The following is a 14,542-nucleotide window of genomic DNA, read 5'->3' on the forward strand; positions in this document are numbered from 1 at the left end:
GGGGTGCGGCACCTGCCGCCACGAGCGACGGGAGCGGGACATGATCATCGACGGCATCAGCGACGCCCACCGCGGGACCTGGTCACGTCTGACGCGGCTGCACACGGCGAGCGTCACGCTGCCGACACAGACGACGCGGGTGATCGAGCCGAAGCTCCTCGGCGAAGAGACCAGCGCGGCGTAGCCCGCTAGTCCGTCGCAGTCGGCTTCTTCGCGCGCGACGGCTGCACGCGGGGAGGCTCCCCCGGCATCTTCGGGAAGTCCGGCGGGAACGGCAGCTCGCCCTCCCCGTTCTCCAGGTCGCGCGCCCACCACTCAAGCAGCGGTGCGATGCTCGCGGGCGCTTCGTGCATGGTCTCCCAGGGATCACCGGTCGCCCGGAGCCGGTCCGGGACCGTCCGGATCGTGAAGGCCGTGGGATCGGCGTCGTCGAGCTCGTCCCAGGTGATCGGCGTTGAGACCGCTGCGTGGGCCAGGGCGCGAGGGCTGTAGGCGCCGGCCATCGTCCGGTCGCGGTTCGCCTGGTTGAAGTCCACGAACACCCGCTGCCCGCGCTCCTCCTTCCACCACGCCGTCGTCACCCGGTCCGGCATCCGGCGCTCGAGCTCCCGAGCCGCCGCGATCACCGCGTGCCGAACGTCGAGGAACTCGTGCTCCGGCCGGATCGGGGCGAACACGTGCAGACCGCGGTTGCCGCTCGTCTTGATCCACGCCGTCAGCCCCACCTCGTCGAGGACCTTCCGGAGCTCGTGCGCGATCGGTACCGTGTCGCGGAAGTCCGTGCCCGGCTGCGGGTCCAGGTCGATGCGGAGCTGGTCCGGGTGGTCGCTGTCCTCCGCACGCGAGGCCCACGGGTGGAACACCACCGTGTTCATCTGTGCTGCCCACACAGCCACGGCCGGCTCGTCCACCACGAGCTGCGGGTGCTTCCGGCCGCTCGGGTAGGTCACGGTCACAGAGCGCACGTAGTCGGGCGCGCCCTTCGGCGGGTTCTTCGAGAAGAACTGTTCGCCGTCGACGCCGCCCGGGAACCGCTGCAGGGAGATCGGTCGGTCGCCGTTCGCAGCGACGAAGGCATCGCCCACGGTGACGAGGTACTCGGCGAGGTCGAGCTTGGTGATCCCGGGCTCCGGCCAGAGCACGCGCGAGGGACTGCTGATCCGGACCTCCCGGTCGCCGTCCGGCCCCGGGACCGTCAGCGTCGTCGCTTCGCTCGCCATGCAGCGGAAGCTACACGGTGCACGATGGACGGGTGACGGAGTACATCGGGGTCGACCTGGCATGGGGGCTCGGGACCGACCGCAAGCACGCGAACGAGACCGGACTCGTGGCGATGCGTGCTGACGGGACGATCACCGACGCCGGCTGGGCCCGTGGCGTCGACGCCGTGACCGACTGGATCGCCGAGCACCTCGGGCCACGCTCCCTCATCGCCGTCGACGCCTCGCTCGTCGTCACGAACCCGACCGGCATCCGCGAGGCCGAACGGCAGGTCGGCCAGCGCTACGGCCGGTGGAAGGTCGCCGCCAACCCGACGAACCTGGCATCTGCGGCGAGCGCCGGCGCCCGACTGCTCGAGCGTCTGACCGCGCTGGGCGTTGCGTACGTCTCCGACACCGCGGCGATGCACGGCCGCACCGGGCCGGCGGCGTTCGAGTGCTACCCGTACACGACCCTCGTCGGCGTGGAGGAGCTCGGCTACGACGACGAACGTCCTCGGTACAAGCGGCTCGACCTCAAGGTGCCTGCAGCCGAGGCGCGGGCACGTCGGGCGGAGGCGTTCGACGAGCTCGTCCGACGGCTCCGGACGACGCCGCTCGACCCGCCGCTGCAGCTGGACTCGCACCCGCTGACCGCCGTGCTCGCCGGACCCTCCGGGATCCACGGACCGACGCACAAGCACCGGGAGGACCTGCTCGACGGTGCGCTCTGTGCCTGGACGGCCGCGTTCTGGGAGCGGCACGGCGACGGGCGCGTGCAGATCCTGGGAGGCGACACGAGCCTCCCGGCAGACCCGCTGGACGAGGCGGGCCGGCAGCCCGTCGTGGTGGCGCCCGCGCGCCCGTCGCAGCGGCGGCCAGCGGGACTGGATCCCTCGCGACGTCCGGAGACTACGGACGATCCGTCGGCTGGATGACCTTCTCGAACAGTTCACGCAACGGTCGGAGATCCCCGAGCATCGACCGGCGGGCCGCGTGGTGGTTCTCGGCCGTCGGGGCGTTTCGCCAGTCCAGGACGACTCCGTGCTCTTCCGCGTACTCCCGCCAGAACTCGCGCTGGGTCCGGCCGTTGCCCTCCATGAAGGGGTGGACGTAGTTGAGCACCGCGAACTGCTGCGTGAGGAAGTCCAGCGGCTCCGTGCGGATGCCCGGGTCGTCGCGCAGATGGTCGTCGAAGCGTTCCATCCTCGACGGGATCAAGTCCGGGGGCAGGAAGGGCTCGTCCGGGTGCTTGGCGATGCCGTCCAAGCGGTACTCGCCAGCCCACTCGTAGACGTCCTGGAACAGGTACGCGTGGATCCGTCGGACACGGTCCGAGGGTCGGAGGCCGATGAGGCCGTCCACGTCACCGAGCAGGAGGTCGAGTTCTCGGTCTTGAACCTCGGGCACCTCGAGCGCGGCGAGCTCGTGACGACTGGTGGCCCCCAACTTGTTCCGGAGGACGTACTGCTCGTCGTGGTAACCCCCGACGGGCCGCGGACTCACCGGCGGTGGGCGATCGCCCGGAGTTCCTCGCGAGTGATGTCCCCGTTCGCGAAGCGTTCCATGTTCTGGATCCACTCCGCGTTGTCCTCGAAGCCCTCGAGTCGACCGGAGTGCACGACCGCCGCGACGGCACGAGTGCGCTTGACGCGCTCTGCTCCGCTGACGGGTCGAACAGTGCGCTTGGCCATGCTCCAATGCTACGCCGCGATCGGCGCCGGTTCCAGGCCCGCGGATAGGCTTCATCGGTGAGCACGACGACGGAACCCCTGCGCATCGGGCTGGTGTCGCTGCACACCTCCCCCGGAGACGAACCCGGATCCGGCGAGGTCGGCGGCATGAACGTCGTCGTCCGGCACCAGGCCGAGGCCCTGGCCGACCGTGGCCACCACGTCGACATCATCACGCGGCGTTCCGCGCCGACGCAGCCCGACTCGGTGTCGCTCGTCCCGGGCGTCTGCCTGCGGTTCCTGTCCGCCGGCCCGGCGGAACCGGTCCCGAAGGGCGAGCACGACGCGTTCATCGAACCGTTCCGGCACGAACTCGAACGGCTCGGCCCGTTCGACGTGCTGCACTCGCACCACTGGTTCTCCGGCGCGGCCGCCCTGCCCGTCGCTCGCGAGCGGGGCATCCCGCACGTGCAGTCCTTCCACTCGATCGCGGCCGACAGCGACACCCCGCTCTCCGAGGGCGAGCGGCCGGAGTCCCACGGTCGCATGGCCGGCGAACAGCTGCTCGCTCGGGAGTCCGACGCCGTCGTCGTCGTCTCCGAGGCCGAGGCCGACACGGTGCGCACGCGACTCGGCGGGGAGTCCGGTCGGGTCTGGATCGTGCCGCCGGGGGTCGACGGGTCCGTGTTCCGCCCCGCCGCGGCGGGTGCGCGCCGCGCGGACGTCCCGTACGTTGTCGCCGCGGCGCGCGTCCAGCCGTTGAAGGGGTTGGACCTGGCGATCGAGGCGATCGCCGGCATCAGCCTGGAGGCACGCCCCACCCTCGTCATCGCGGGCGATGCCTCGAGTGAGGCGGGCGACTACGTGGACGAACTGCGTCGGCTCGCCGCCGCGCACGGCATCGCTGACCGCGTCACGTTCGTCGGTCCGCAGTCGCGGGCCGACCTGGCGTTCCTGTTCCGCGGCGCGGCAGCCGTGCTCGTTCCGTCGCACTCGGAGACCTACGGGCTCGTCGCGCTCGAGGGTTCCGCTTCCGGGGTGCCCGTCGTGGCCGCCGCTGCCGGGGGCCTCCGTGAGGCCGTGGTCGACGGCGAGACCGGGGTCGTGCTCGAGTCCCGCGACCCCGCGGTGTGGGCAGCGGAGATCGAGCGGATCCTGACCGATGCGTCGTACGCTTCCGGGCTCGCGGCTGCCGGGCGGGAGCACGCCGAGCGGCTGAGCTGGGACCGGTCGGCCGAGGGGCTCGAGGACGTGTACCGCCGCGTGGTCGGTCGCGCGTGAGCGGGGCGGGCATGCTCGCACCGTGCGAGGGCGCCGCAGTGTGCGAGGTTCCGCGCACGGTGGGACGCCGCGTGCCTCGCACAGTGCTCGGCACCTCGCACACTGGCCCCGCCAGGGGTGCGAGCTCGCACGGTGCGAGGTCATGGTGAGCACGTTCGACGGGTTCTGGGCTGCGCTCGACGCCGTGCCGGTCGCGGACGACGCCGAGGCCCTGTACGACGTCTCGACCGCCGAGGGGCGGCTCCGCCGGACGAACCTGGAGCGCTACCTCGACCGCGTCGGGACCGGCGCGGACACGGTACTCGTCGCCGAGGCCCCGGGCTGGCGCGGCATGACGAACACGGGCGTGCCGTTCACGAGCATGCGCGAGCTCGGCCCGGAGTACCTCGCACCGCCGGAGCCGACCGCTCCGTGGGAGGCGTCGTCCCGTGTCGTGCAGGCCGCCCTCGCCGAGTGGCAGGGTCCACTCCCCCTGGCGTGGGCGATCTTCCCGCACCACCCGTTCGCGGCGCCGGACCCGCTGACGAACCGGACGCCGCGGCCGGCCGAGGTGCGGGACGGCGCTCCGGTCGCGCTCGCCCTGCTCGAGGCCCTGCGGGCGTCCGGCAGCACAGACGAGGTCCGCGTCGTCGCCGTCGGGCGGAAGGCGCAGGGGGCACTCGCGCTGGCGGGGATCGACGCCGACGCGGTCCGGCACCCGGCGCAGGGCGGCGCGAAGCAGTTCACCGAGCAGGTGCTGGCGCTGAACCGCCGCACGAGCTGACCTCGCGCCGGAAGCGCGAGCGCAGGTCGCACGACATGCCGCATCGCTCCCACCGAGGTCGCACAAGGTGCCGCTTCGACGCACTCCGGGCGGCAGTTCCCGCGACCTCGCGCGCCGCGGCCGTCAGGCGGAGCGCGCCGCGGCCGTCAGGCGGAGCGGACCTCGACGCCCTTCGCGGCGAGCCGTTCTGCGACGTGCGCCGGGAGCGGTGCCGCGGCGTACACCGTGGTGAGGGCCGGGAGGTCGAGCACGTCATCCCAGTTCTGCGGGTCGTAGCGGTCGTCGGAGCCGTCCCACCCGGGGTGCACGTCCTGCAGGACCTCGAGGTCGGAGTCGACGGTGACCTCGGTCACGAGCGACAGGTGCGACGGCAGGAGGTCGAGGTCGTCGTAGTACTCGCGTGCCCGGTCGTCCTGCCCCTCGACGTCGAGGTCCTCGTCGGCCTCGTCCTGCTCCTCGGGGTCGTACGGCTCGAGGACGTCGAGGTCGTAGCAGAGCACGTCGAGCACGAGGAGCTTCGCGTTGAAGTCGGCGAACTCGACGGCTTCCTCGGTGGTGTTCGAGTCGTCGTACATGGCTCGGAGCGTAGCGGTCGGCCCCCGGGACGTCCGGAGACCGCGTGTCCCGCAGGACACGACCGTGTTGCGATCAGCGGGGAGCTTCCTGTGAAGGCGGACAGAATGGTGTCCCCCGGAAGAGGCTGACGCATGGCCACCACCAACACAGAGCGCCCGCAGACGGAGCAGCCAGAGCTCAAGCGGGTCATCGGTCCCAAACTCCTCCTCTTGTTCATCGTCGGGGACATCCTCGGCACGGGCGTCTACGCGCTCACGGGGCAGGTCGCGGCGGAGGTCGGCGGAGCAGCGTGGCTCCCCTTCCTCATCGCGTTCGCCGTCGCGCTGCTCACCGCGTTCTCGTACCTCGAACTCGTGACGAAGTACCCCCAGACCGCCGGTGCCGCGCTCTACGTGCACAAGGCGTTCGGCATCCACTTCGTCACCTTCATCGTCACGTTCATCGTGATGTGCTCGGGCATCACGTCGGCGTCGACGGCGTCCCGGGCGTTCGCCGCGAACCTCGGGGCCGGTTTCGGACTCGAGCTGCCGAACGGCGTCGTGATGCTCATCGCCATGGGATTCATGCTCGCGGTGATGGCGATCAACTTCCGCGGTGTCAGCGAGAGCGTGAAGACGAACGTGGTGCTCACCCTCGTCGAGCTGAGTGGCCTCGTGATGGTGATCCTCATCGGCTTCTGGGCGATCGCCGGCGGCAACGCGGACTTCTCCCGCGTGGTCATGTTCGAGACCCCGGAGGACAAGACGCTCCTGCTGTCGGTGTCGACGGCGACGTCGTTGGCGTTCTTCGCGATGGTCGGCTTCGAGGACTCGGTGAACATGGCCGAGGAGACGAAGGACCCCTCGCGGATCTTCCCGAAGGTCATGCTCACCGGCCTCGGCATCACCGCGGTCATCTACGTGCTCGTGTCGATCTGCGCCGTGGCCGTGGTGCCGATCGGTGAGCTCGCCGGCAACGAGACGCCGCTCGTCACCGTGGTGCAGACCGCGGCCCCGGACTTCCCGATCGCCGACCTGCTGCCGTTCATCTCGATGTTCGCCGTCGCCAACACGGCGCTGATCAACATGATGATGGCGTCGCGCCTGCTGTACGGCATGAGCAAGCAGGGTGTCCTTCCGGGCTTCCTGGCGAAGGTCTCGCCGACCCGTCGCACCCCCTCCACCGCGATCGTCTTCACGACCCTCATCTCGCTGCTGCTGATCGGCTGGGTCTCGCTCGACCCCGACTCCCCCATCGTGGTCGTCCTCGGTGGCACGACGTCGCTCCTGCTGCTCTCGGTGTTCGCCGTGGTGAACCTCTCCGTACTGGTCCTGCGGCGCGACAAGGTCGACCACAAGCACTTCCGCGCCGGGGTGGTCATCCCGATCATCGGCGTGGTCACCTGCCTGTGGCTGGTGCTGCCGTTCTCGTCCGGTCGTGACCCGCAGCAGTACCAGATCGCCGGTGCGCTGCTCGCGCTCGGCATCCTGCTCTGGATCGTGACGTGGTTCACGCACGGCCGGAAGCAGACCGACAAGGCGCCGACAGGCCTGGTGACCGAGCCCACGAAGGTGCAGCGGCAGCACGACCACGACCACCGCGACGTCTGACGACACCCCCGATCGGGCGGGTGCGGTTCCCAGGCGGCGCACGTAACCTCGTCGTGCTCCGCCTGACCCGCCCCGCTCGAGAGGACCCGCCATGCGCCGCGTCGGCATCACGCTCGCGTCGGTCTTCGGCGCGGGCGTCGTCGCGATAGGCATCGGTGTGGTCGTGGTGATCGTCATCGCCGTGAACTCGCTGGCCGGTGCCGCGAAGTCCGTCACGGCCGACGCCGCCCCGACCTGTCCGGACGTGGCGTCGAAGACCATCGGCGGGATCGTCGTCCCCGCGGGCCCGGTCGCCGGGTTCTGCCAGGACCGCCTGGTCAACGCCGCGTACGTGATCGAGGCCGCCCAGGCGCTCGGCATCGGCCCGCACACCCAGGCCGTCGGCGTGATGACCGCGATCGGTGAGTCGAGCCTGGTGAACCTCGACCACGGGGACGCCGCCGGCCCGGACAGCCGCGGCCTGTTCCAGCAGCGGGACAACGGCGCCTGGGGCACGTACGAGCAGCGGATGGACCCGTACACCGCGGCGTCGATGTTCTACGCCAAGCTCGTCAAGGTGCCCGGCTGGAAGACGATGACGCCGACGCAGATGGCGCACGCCGTGCAGATCAACTCCGACCCGGAGCACTACGCGAAGTTCTGGCCCGAGGCCAAGGCGGTCGTCGAGGGGCTGACGAGCCAGAAGGTCCCCGACACCGCACCGCAGGGCTGATCACGCCACTTCGCTGACGTCGTCGAGGTCGTCGAGCGACACGATCGCGACCCCACCCGTGTGCACCGCGACCTGCGCCCGGATCCGCACGCCGTGCTCGGCGAAGGTGCACGCGCAGGCGTCGACCCACTCCCAGTCGATCGGGAACAGCCGGGACTCCCCCGGACGCTCCCACACGAGCACGACCTCCGTCGCGGCCATATGCACGACGACGTCGGAGGTGAGTGCGGCGAAGTCCTCGACGTGCTCGTCCGGCTGCCACGGCAGGTCCGAGATCGGCATGACGAACGAGATCGGCACGGCCCGCTCGTCGAGGAACAGGACCCAGCACTGGCGCGTGATCGGGCGTTCCACCAGGGCGGTCACGAGGTCGATGACGTCGTCGTCGGTCCGGACGGCGGTGTGGATGAGGCGGTCGAGCATGTCGGTGTCTGGCATGCCTCCAGACTCCCGCTGACGCCCCGGACCGCGAGCCCACGACGAGCGATCTGTGGAGGGACCCACCGACGGACCGCGCTGTGGAGGAGGACGCTCAGATGCCGTGCGTGATCGCGCTGTCCACGAGCAGGATCGCCCCGAAGAACACTGCCACGACCGCCGCGATCCCGACCAGGGCGAACGGCCACGACAGCCGCCGGCGCACGAGCCGCAGCACGCAGACGACGAGCGTGGCGACCAACACGAGCGCGACGAGCACCGGGCCGACGTAGACCACCGCGCCACCGAGCGCCTCGTCGCAGCTGTTGCCGGGAGCGCTGCACGAGTTGAACGCGAGCGACAGGAACACGATGCCGCCCCCGGCGACCACCGACTCGGCTGCCAGGAGGACGAGCAGGGCCGTGGTGGCGACCACGTCCGCGACGCGACGGCCGCCTGCCAAGGGGTGTCGTGCCTCCCGTCCGAACGCCGCCGGACCGGACCCGAGCGGATCGGGACCCGACTCGACCCGACCGGCACCGGAGCCGGGCGGTTCCGCCCTCGTCGGGGCGTCCATCATCCTCGCCGCCCGCGCGTGGACCAGAGCGACGCGGCGATCAGCAGCGGCTGGCCGAACAGCCGACCGATGCGCTTGACGTCCGAGTCGAGGCCGAAAGCATCGCGGCGGTTCAACCACTGCGAGATGTTGCCGGGAAAGACCGCGACGAAGAACAGCGCCGCGACGGTGCCGACGACCCGCCGGCTCCGGCGCGGTGCGAGGACGAGGGCGCTGCCGAGGCCGATCTCGGCGACGCCGGAGGCCAGCACCGTGGTGTCCTCGTCGAGCGGCACGAACTCCGGCACCTGAGCCCGGAAGTCCTGCCGCGCGAACGTGAGGTGGCTCGTCCCCGCGAAGACGAGGGCCAGACCGAGCAGGACACGGAGGAAGGAACGCATGCCTCCATCGTGCCCGTCCGAGGCGACCGCGGTCCGGCAGCGCTCCGAACCGGACAGACACACGCCCGTCCGTGCGCGCGCCCGCCCCCGCGCCCGCACCCGCGCGCCCGCGCCCCCGGGCCCCCGCGCATCCGAGGTAGATTCACGTGCATGGGAGGAGCCTCGCGAGACCACGAGCCACCCGCTGCTCCGGCGACGTTCGCGGTGCTGCTCGGGCCGGTCGCGTTCTACATGGGGATCATCGTCCCCGCGGCGTCGATGGGACGGCACGTGCTGCTCGGGGCGGCGTTCGGCGTGGTGTGCGTGCTGAGCGGCTGGCGGGCCCTGTCGATCGCCGGACACCGCAGGATCGCGGTCCGGGTCTGGTCGTGGATCGGGATCGTGATCGGGGCGCTCGGCCTCGTGATGCTCGTGTGGCAGCTGCTCGTCATCGCCACCGGGGGCGCGTTCCCGCCGCCGTTCTGGTCGCCGTACGCGCACCGATGACGCCGGCGCGGTCGCGGTTTCGCGCTCAGCGACAGATCACGCCGGCGATGCCCCGTGAAGTGTCGCTCAGCACGAAATCCACCGAACGACACCGCCGAACGACACCACCCACGCCCGCGCGCGCACCCGCCCTCACCACCCGAGCGTGCCCGCCCCGCCCTTGAACGGCCCCACGACACGGGACGTGATCCACCCGCCGTAGAAGTCCCCGTCCTGCGCCTGCACCACCTCGCCGCCGACCTCGCACGAGTCCATCGCCGACGGGTAGATCGCCACCCGGTCACGCAACGACTCGTACCCGGGCATCGGCGTCGGGTAGTTCCACGCTGCCCGCGGAGCCACCACCCCGTCCCCACCCACGACGTCGAAGTACCGCGCCCGCCCCTTGAACTCGCACATGCTCGACCCCTCGGCCGGCCGGAGCTCCAGGTCGGCCATCGGCAGGTAGTACACCGGCGGGTGCGAGGTCTCCAGCACCCGCACCGCATCGGTCGTGTCGGCGATCACGACACCCCCGAGCCGCACCCGCACACGCTCGCGGACGGGTTCGACGGCGGGCGGGCGTGGGTAGTCCCAGACTGATTCCTGTCCGGGGCCGGGTTCGGTTCGGTTCGGTCGACGCATGCTCCCCGTCTACCCCAAGACCCTGTACCCCACGACCCCGCCTGGAGGCCCGGCACCCGTCCGCCCCGCCGCCCCGGCCCGCCACCTGGTCCCGCCCCGCGCGGGGCGCGCCCCGTGGTGCGGCCCGCCGCCACGCCTGCTCCGCCACCGCGCGCCGAACGCCCGCAGGGTGCAGAGTGGGCGCGTGACGACGACGACACGCACCCTCTTCCGACGGAAGCCGATCGAGACGATCGACGACGAGACCGGTGGCGAGGGCGGCCTGAAACGCCATCTCGGCCTCTGGCAGCTCACCGCGATCGGCATCGGCGGCATCATCGGCGCCGGGATCTTCACCCTCGCGGGTACGGTCGCGAACGGCATCGCCGGCCCCGCGGTGCTCATCAGCTTCCTCGTCGCCGGGGTCGCGAGCGCCGCCGCCGCCCTGTCGTACGCGGAGTTCGCCGGCCTCATCCCGAAGGCCGGCAGCGCGTACACGTACGGCTACGCGGTCCTCGGCGAGATCGTCGGGTGGTTCATCGGCTGGGACCTGCTGCTCGAGTACACCGCGATCGTGGCGGTGGTCGCGATCGGCATCTCCGGCTACGTCGGGTTCCTGGTCGGCCAGTTCGGCATCGACCTGCCCGCCTGGATGCTCGGCGCGCCCGGCACCGGCGACGGCCACGTGATCGACGTCTTCGCGATCATCCTCTGCCTGCTCACCGCGTTCGTCCTCACGCGCGGCATCCGCAGTGCGGCGCGGTTCGAGTTCGTCGCCGTCGGCATCAAGGTCGCCCTCGTCGTGCTCATCGTCGTGCTCGGCGTGTTCCACATCAACAGCGCGAACTACTCCCCGTACTTCCCGTTCGGCTTCGGCGGCGTGATGACCGGCGCCGCGACGGTGTTCTTCGCGGTGTTCGGCTACGACGCCATGTCGACCGCGGCCGAGGAGTCCACCGACGCCCGGAAGCACATGCCGAAGGCGATCCTGCTCTCCCTCGGCATCTCGATGGTCCTGTACGTCCTGGCGACCCTCGTGCTGACGGGCATGCAGAAGTACACCGACATCGACCCGGCCTCTGGATTCTCGTCGGCGTTCGCGTCGGTCGGCCTCGGCGGCGTGGCGAACGTCATCGCGATCGGCGCCATCGTCGGCATCATCACCGTCCTCGTGACGTTCATGCTCGGTGCCTCCCGCGTCTGGTTCTCGATGAGCCGCGACGGACTCATGCCGAAGTGGTTCGCGAAGACCGACCCGAAGCGCCACGTCCCCACCCGCGTGACGTGGATCCTGGGCATCGCCTCGGCGGTCCTGGCGGGCGTCCTGCCGATCGGCGTCGTCGCCGAACTGACGAACATCGGCATCCTGCTCGCGTTCGTGGTCGTCTGCTCCGCGGTCATCGTGCTCCGCTACCGCCAGCCCGACCTCGACCGGCAGTTCAAGCTGCCGTTCATGCCGGTCATCCCGATCATCGGCGTCATCGCGTCGCTGTGGCTCGTCACGTTCCTGCAGTGGGAGACCTGGGTCCGCTTCGCGATCTGGTTCGCGATCGGCCTCGGCGTGTACTTCGGCTACTCCCGGAAGCACAGCAAGCTCGCCGAGCACGCCGACCGCTGACCCGCCCCCGCCCCGCCCGCTCCCCCTTGCGCGAGACCGCATGGCCCCGCACCGGACCGCAACCGGCGTGCGGGTGACCGCAGCGGCACCGTGGCGGAACCGCACGCGTCCCGCACCGTCTGACCGCACTTCCCAGTCCTGACGCGTAGACCCCCCTTCCAGGGGACAGAACCCCGGCATCCGGCTGCCTAGCCTCGTGACACCCACTCACGAGAAGGACGGCCGGCGACCCGATGGTCAAACACTTGCTGATGATCGCGGCGATCGCGGTGCTCTCCGCCGGGCTGAGCCTGACCGCCGTGAGCACCGCGGAGTCCGGCGAACCCGACCCCACAGGGAGCGCCGTGCCGACCCGTTCAGCGAGTTCCGTCCCCACCCTCCCCGACCTCGGCGCTCCCACGTTCGAGGAGGACTTCGACACCCCGGCTGCAGCCGGCGGCCCCTTCGCCGCGACGTACGCGCAGTCCTGGCAGCCGTACCCGGACGGCATGGGCGGGAAGTACTGGTCCGGGAAGATCATCAGCGCCCACGACGGCTCCATGGACGTCGCGATGGACGGCGAGCACGGTGCAGCCGGCACGTTCGGCACACCGACCGGCGCGTGGACGCACGTCGGGGGCACCTTCAGCATCCGGGCGCGAGCGACGGGCGGTGGCGACAACGGGCTCGCGGTGATGCTCTGGCCGACGTCGGACGACTGGTCGGAGGGCGAGCTCAACTACCCCGAGGGGAACTTCGACGGCGCGGTGCACGCGTTCCACCACCTGATGGTGCCCGGACACGAACAGGAGAAGGTGTCGTACACCGCGGACGTCTCCTGGCGCGACTGGCACACGTACACGACGCAGTGGGTGCCGGGGAAGTACGTCGAGTACTACCTCGACGGCAGGCTCGTGATGTCCGTGACGCACGACGTCCCGACCACCCCGCACCGGTACATGTTCCAGATCGGCAACTGGGGGTCGAGTGGGCACCTGCTGATCGACTGGGTTCGGACCTGGGACCGGACCTGACCGCTCAGCCGTCGCGGCGGTGCTTGCCCTTCGCCGCGGTCGGATCAGCCATCGGGTGGTTCCGGAACCACCGGAGGAGTTCCCGCGACCGGCTCGAGTCCGCACTGCGGTCCCCGGTCTCGAGGAAGTCGCTGAACCCCTCGGGCACCGCGGCCCCGTCGGCGTCCCGGTCGTACGCCATCGACCACTCGGGGAAGCGCCGCGTGTGGATGCTCTCCTCGGCGAGCAGTCGGACGTCGTCGTGCCGGTCGTCCGCGAGGATGCGCTGGTACGTCGACAGCACCGCGTCGTACGGACCCTCGAGCAGCTGCATGAACCGGCCGTTGCGGTGGACGAGGAGCCCGGTGAGCCCGTCGGCGGTGTTCCGCGAGCGGGCGTGTTCGAGCACCCCTTCGAGGGCGTCGTCGTCGAACGGCTCGGCGGCCGAACTCATGTAGACGAGTGACTGCAGCATGCCCTCGATCCTGCACGGTCGGACGCGTCGCCGACGCCCCCAGAACGGGCTGCCCGCCAGAATGGTCGGATGGTCCTCCGCACGCTGATCGCGTACGCCGTCGTCACGGTCGTGGTGGCCGGTCTGGTGTCGACGCTGCTCGCGTGGTGCTCGGTCCGCCAGCCCGTCCTCGTGTTCGTGGTCGCCGGCGCCGTGGGCTTCGCCGTGGCCCACGCGTCGCTCCGGCACCGCTGGCACCAGCACTCAGCGCGTGAGCGCGACTGACGAGCGCGTCGGCTCTACCCCTCGCGCACCTCGCGCACGTTCTGCGCCTGCCACCCCACGGGCACCGACTCGCGGAACGCCCGGAGTGCGTCCTCGTAGCTGCCGCCGGTCGCCTCGTGCGGCTTCGTGTCCCGCGCCCGGGCAACGGCACGCACGGTGGTCTCCCCCGTCGCCTTGCTCGTCACCGCGTTGATCTGCTGCAGCTCGAACCCGTCCAGGTCGAGCGCAGCGATCGCGGCCTGCCGAGCCGCCTCGATGTTGTCCCCGCTGCCCTCGGACTCTCGGGTCTCGGTCGATCGCAGTTCGCCTCGCATGGTCGTCACCGAACCAGTATGGCTCGGTCGGTTTCAGTCGAGCGGCGTCCAGTCGAGCACCTGGCCGTCCTCGGTGCACCAGGTGGTGTCCGCACCGTCCTCGTTGACAACGCCGTAGCTCGGCGCCCAGTACACGGCGTCGATGTCCTCCTGCTTCGGGAAGGTCCCGACGACGGTGCCGTTCGACACGTCCGGCTCGCCCGGGACGGGATCGACGTCGTTCGTCTCCGAGTTGAAGAGTCCGTACGTCGTGCCCGTGATGCTGTCGAACTCGATGTAGAGGCCGATGTGCTTCGTCTGGCCCTCGTTGCCGAGCTGGACCTCGTACGTGTTCCGCTGACCGCCGTCGTCGGTCGGGACACCCTTCCACTCGACCCGGTAGGCGTCGGCGGTCTCCTCCAGGGAGACACTGCCGCCGCCCGACGACAGGTGGCAGGACGCCTTGCCCGGCGTCGCCGCGGCCTTCGTCCGGGTCGGTGTCGGTGCGGCGTCTCCGGAGCCGCCGGCCGCGCACCCGGCGAGCACGGTGGTGAGCAGCAACGCGCCCGTCACCAGCGCGCCGGATCGTCGATGCATCCCCATGGTGTTCCCCCTGTGTCCCTGCGCCGGTTCTGCGCGGATCC

At 70.8% G+C, this 14,542-nt stretch carries 20 protein-coding genes and 1 pseudogene; 10 read left to right on the forward strand and 11 right to left on the reverse strand.

The features are described 5' to 3' along the window. Positions 1–40: 40 nt before the first annotated feature. Positions 41–184 carry a hypothetical protein gene (locus tag FS532_RS18595; RefSeq protein ID WP_158521929.1) on the forward strand — a complete coding sequence of 48 codons (144 nt, stop codon included), beginning with the start codon at positions 41–43 and terminating at the stop codon, positions 182–184. A 4-nt stretch (positions 185–188) separates the two neighbouring features. Here the strand turns inward: FS532_RS18595 and ligD are convergent, their stop codons facing one another. Further along, positions 189–1,220, reverse strand: a complete 1,032-nt coding sequence (ligD, locus tag FS532_RS04225; protein ID WP_144750539.1) for a non-homologous end-joining DNA ligase — start codon at positions 1,218–1,220, stop codon at positions 189–191. Between the two features lie 32 nt (positions 1,221–1,252). On the opposite strand from ligD, the gene FS532_RS04230 reads away from it, so the two are divergent. After that, complete coding sequence (locus FS532_RS04230) at positions 1,253–2,137, forward strand: DUF429 domain-containing protein (RefSeq protein ID WP_144750541.1); 885 nt, start codon at positions 1,253–1,255, stop codon at positions 2,135–2,137. Here FS532_RS04230 and FS532_RS04235 read toward each other — a convergent pair. Together FS532_RS04235 and FS532_RS18600 are read right to left on the reverse strand one after the other, a co-directional pair. Then, a complete protein-coding gene (locus FS532_RS04235; protein ID WP_186321901.1) occupies positions 2,112–2,705 on the reverse strand; it encodes a Fic/DOC family protein in 594 nt (197 codons plus the stop codon). The genes FS532_RS04230 and FS532_RS04235 overlap by 26 nt on opposite strands. Further along, on the reverse strand, positions 2,702–2,893 hold the full coding sequence (locus FS532_RS18600) for an antitoxin VbhA family protein (RefSeq protein WP_186321902.1): 192 nt from the start codon (positions 2,891–2,893) through the stop codon (positions 2,702–2,704). Before FS532_RS18600 ends, FS532_RS04235 begins: the two co-directional genes overlap by 4 nt. A 57-nt stretch (positions 2,894–2,950) precedes the next feature. Between FS532_RS18600 and FS532_RS04240 the strand changes: the two genes are divergently transcribed. Together FS532_RS04240 and FS532_RS04245 are read left to right on the forward strand one after the other, a co-directional pair. Beyond that, positions 2,951–4,153, forward strand: a complete 1,203-nt coding sequence (locus tag FS532_RS04240) for a glycosyltransferase (protein ID WP_144750545.1) — start codon at positions 2,951–2,953, stop codon at positions 4,151–4,153. Between the two features lie 142 nt (positions 4,154–4,295). Further along, positions 4,296–4,916 carry a uracil-DNA glycosylase gene (locus FS532_RS04245; RefSeq protein ID WP_144750547.1) on the forward strand — a complete coding sequence of 207 codons (621 nt, stop codon included), beginning with the start codon at positions 4,296–4,298 and terminating at the stop codon, positions 4,914–4,916. 146 nt (positions 4,917–5,062) lie between these two features. On the opposite strand, the gene FS532_RS04250 is transcribed toward FS532_RS04245, so the two are convergent. Further along, positions 5,063–5,491, reverse strand: coding sequence for a DUF6892 domain-containing protein (locus FS532_RS04250; protein WP_144750548.1), 429 nt, complete (start codon positions 5,489–5,491; stop codon positions 5,063–5,065). Positions 5,492–5,623: 132 nt separating this feature from the next. Between FS532_RS04250 and FS532_RS04255 the strand changes: the two genes are divergently transcribed. Continuing rightward, a complete protein-coding gene (locus FS532_RS04255; protein ID WP_144750549.1) occupies positions 5,624–7,081 on the forward strand; it encodes an APC family permease in 1,458 nt (485 codons plus the stop codon). A 91-nt stretch (positions 7,082–7,172) separates the two neighbouring features. Beyond that, positions 7,173–7,793, forward strand: coding sequence for a hypothetical protein (locus FS532_RS04260; RefSeq protein WP_144750550.1), 621 nt, complete (start codon positions 7,173–7,175; stop codon positions 7,791–7,793). Here FS532_RS04260 and FS532_RS04265 read toward each other — a convergent pair whose 3' ends face one another. From FS532_RS04265 to FS532_RS18990, 3 genes and pseudogenes are all read right to left on the reverse strand, one after another. After that, positions 7,794–8,231 (reverse strand): hypothetical protein, encoded by a 438-nt coding sequence (locus FS532_RS04265; protein ID WP_144750551.1) that lies wholly within the window; start codon positions 8,229–8,231, stop codon positions 7,794–7,796. 94 nt (positions 8,232–8,325) lie between these two features. After that, positions 8,326–8,823: pseudogene (locus FS532_RS18885) on the reverse strand (DUF6264 family protein); the annotation flags it as partial. Beyond that, positions 8,787–9,167, reverse strand: a complete 381-nt coding sequence (locus tag FS532_RS18990; RefSeq protein ID WP_144750553.1) for a DoxX family protein — start codon at positions 9,165–9,167, stop codon at positions 8,787–8,789. The gene FS532_RS18990 and the pseudogene FS532_RS18885, both read right to left, overlap by 37 nt. 150 nt (positions 9,168–9,317) lie before the next feature. On the opposite strand from FS532_RS18990, the gene FS532_RS04280 reads away from it, so the two are divergent. Beyond that, positions 9,318–9,653 carry a hypothetical protein gene (locus FS532_RS04280; RefSeq protein ID WP_144750554.1) on the forward strand — a complete coding sequence of 112 codons (336 nt, stop codon included), beginning with the start codon at positions 9,318–9,320 and terminating at the stop codon, positions 9,651–9,653. Between the two features lie 132 nt (positions 9,654–9,785). On the opposite strand, the gene FS532_RS04285 is transcribed toward FS532_RS04280, so the two are convergent. Continuing rightward, positions 9,786–10,277 (reverse strand): DUF427 domain-containing protein, encoded by a 492-nt coding sequence (locus tag FS532_RS04285; RefSeq protein WP_144750555.1) that lies wholly within the window; start codon positions 10,275–10,277, stop codon positions 9,786–9,788. A 184-nt stretch (positions 10,278–10,461) separates the two neighbouring features. Between FS532_RS04285 and FS532_RS04290 the strand changes: the two genes are divergently transcribed. After that, positions 10,462–11,874: an amino acid permease gene (locus FS532_RS04290; RefSeq protein WP_144750556.1), complete on the forward strand. Its 1,413-nt coding sequence runs from the start codon at positions 10,462–10,464 to the stop codon at positions 11,872–11,874. A gap of 233 nt (positions 11,875–12,107) precedes the next feature. Then, positions 12,108–12,887 (forward strand): glycoside hydrolase family 16 protein, encoded by a 780-nt coding sequence (locus FS532_RS04295; RefSeq protein WP_144750557.1) that lies wholly within the window; start codon positions 12,108–12,110, stop codon positions 12,885–12,887. Between the two features lie 4 nt (positions 12,888–12,891). Here the strand turns inward: FS532_RS04295 and FS532_RS04300 are convergent, their stop codons facing one another. Beyond that, positions 12,892–13,341 (reverse strand): BLUF domain-containing protein, encoded by a 450-nt coding sequence (locus FS532_RS04300; RefSeq protein ID WP_260852546.1) that lies wholly within the window; start codon positions 13,339–13,341, stop codon positions 12,892–12,894. Positions 13,342–13,410: 69 nt separating this feature from the next. Here FS532_RS04300 and FS532_RS04305 point away from each other — a divergent pair, with 69 nt between their 5' ends. Then, on the forward strand, positions 13,411–13,605 hold the full coding sequence (locus FS532_RS04305) for a hypothetical protein (RefSeq protein WP_144750558.1): 195 nt from the start codon (positions 13,411–13,413) through the stop codon (positions 13,603–13,605). A gap of 14 nt (positions 13,606–13,619) precedes the next feature. On the opposite strand, the gene FS532_RS04310 is transcribed toward FS532_RS04305, so the two are convergent. Together FS532_RS04310 and FS532_RS04315 are read right to left on the reverse strand one after the other, a co-directional pair. After that, on the reverse strand, positions 13,620–13,928 hold the full coding sequence (locus tag FS532_RS04310) for a hypothetical protein (RefSeq protein WP_144750560.1): 309 nt from the start codon (positions 13,926–13,928) through the stop codon (positions 13,620–13,622). 24 nt (positions 13,929–13,952) lie between these two features. Beyond that, on the reverse strand, positions 13,953–14,495 hold the full coding sequence (locus tag FS532_RS04315) for a hypothetical protein (RefSeq protein ID WP_144750574.1): 543 nt from the start codon (positions 14,493–14,495) through the stop codon (positions 13,953–13,955). Positions 14,496–14,542 lie beyond the last annotated feature (47 nt).

The organism is Curtobacterium pusillum (genome assembly GCF_007673235.1).
GTDB lineage: Bacteria > Actinomycetota > Actinomycetes > Actinomycetales > Microbacteriaceae > Curtobacterium > Curtobacterium pusillum_C.

Coding starts and splice junctions, on each gene's coding strand:
- FS532_RS18990 (WP_144750553.1), bottom strand. CDS start 9,167: ATGCGTTCCTTCCTCCGTGTCCTGCTCGGTCTGGCCCTCGTCTTCGCG.
- FS532_RS04305 (WP_144750558.1), top strand. CDS start 13,411: ATGGTCCTCCGCACGCTGATCGCGTACGCCGTCGTCACGGTCGTGGTG.
- FS532_RS18595 (WP_158521929.1), top strand. CDS start 41: ATGATCATCGACGGCATCAGCGACGCCCACCGCGGGACCTGGTCACGT.
- FS532_RS04260 (WP_144750550.1), top strand. CDS start 7,173: ATGCGCCGCGTCGGCATCACGCTCGCGTCGGTCTTCGGCGCGGGCGTC.
- FS532_RS04245 (WP_144750547.1), top strand. CDS start 4,296: ATGGTGAGCACGTTCGACGGGTTCTGGGCTGCGCTCGACGCCGTGCCG.
- FS532_RS04280 (WP_144750554.1), top strand. CDS start 9,318: ATGGGAGGAGCCTCGCGAGACCACGAGCCACCCGCTGCTCCGGCGACG.
- FS532_RS04265 (WP_144750551.1), bottom strand. CDS start 8,231: ATGCCAGACACCGACATGCTCGACCGCCTCATCCACACCGCCGTCCGG.
- FS532_RS04315 (WP_144750574.1), bottom strand. CDS start 14,495: ATGCATCGACGATCCGGCGCGCTGGTGACGGGCGCGTTGCTGCTCACC.
- FS532_RS04300 (WP_260852546.1), bottom strand. CDS start 13,341: ATGCTGCAGTCACTCGTCTACATGAGTTCGGCCGCCGAGCCGTTCGAC.
- FS532_RS04250 (WP_144750548.1), bottom strand. CDS start 5,491: ATGTACGACGACTCGAACACCACCGAGGAAGCCGTCGAGTTCGCCGAC.
- FS532_RS04295 (WP_144750557.1), top strand. CDS start 12,108: ATGGTCAAACACTTGCTGATGATCGCGGCGATCGCGGTGCTCTCCGCC.
- FS532_RS04285 (WP_144750555.1), bottom strand. CDS start 10,277: ATGCGTCGACCGAACCGAACCGAACCCGGCCCCGGACAGGAATCAGTC.
- ligD (WP_144750539.1), bottom strand. CDS start 1,220: ATGGCGAGCGAAGCGACGACGCTGACGGTCCCGGGGCCGGACGGCGAC.
- FS532_RS04255 (WP_144750549.1), top strand. CDS start 5,624: ATGGCCACCACCAACACAGAGCGCCCGCAGACGGAGCAGCCAGAGCTC.
- FS532_RS18600 (WP_186321902.1), bottom strand. CDS start 2,893: ATGGCCAAGCGCACTGTTCGACCCGTCAGCGGAGCAGAGCGCGTCAAG.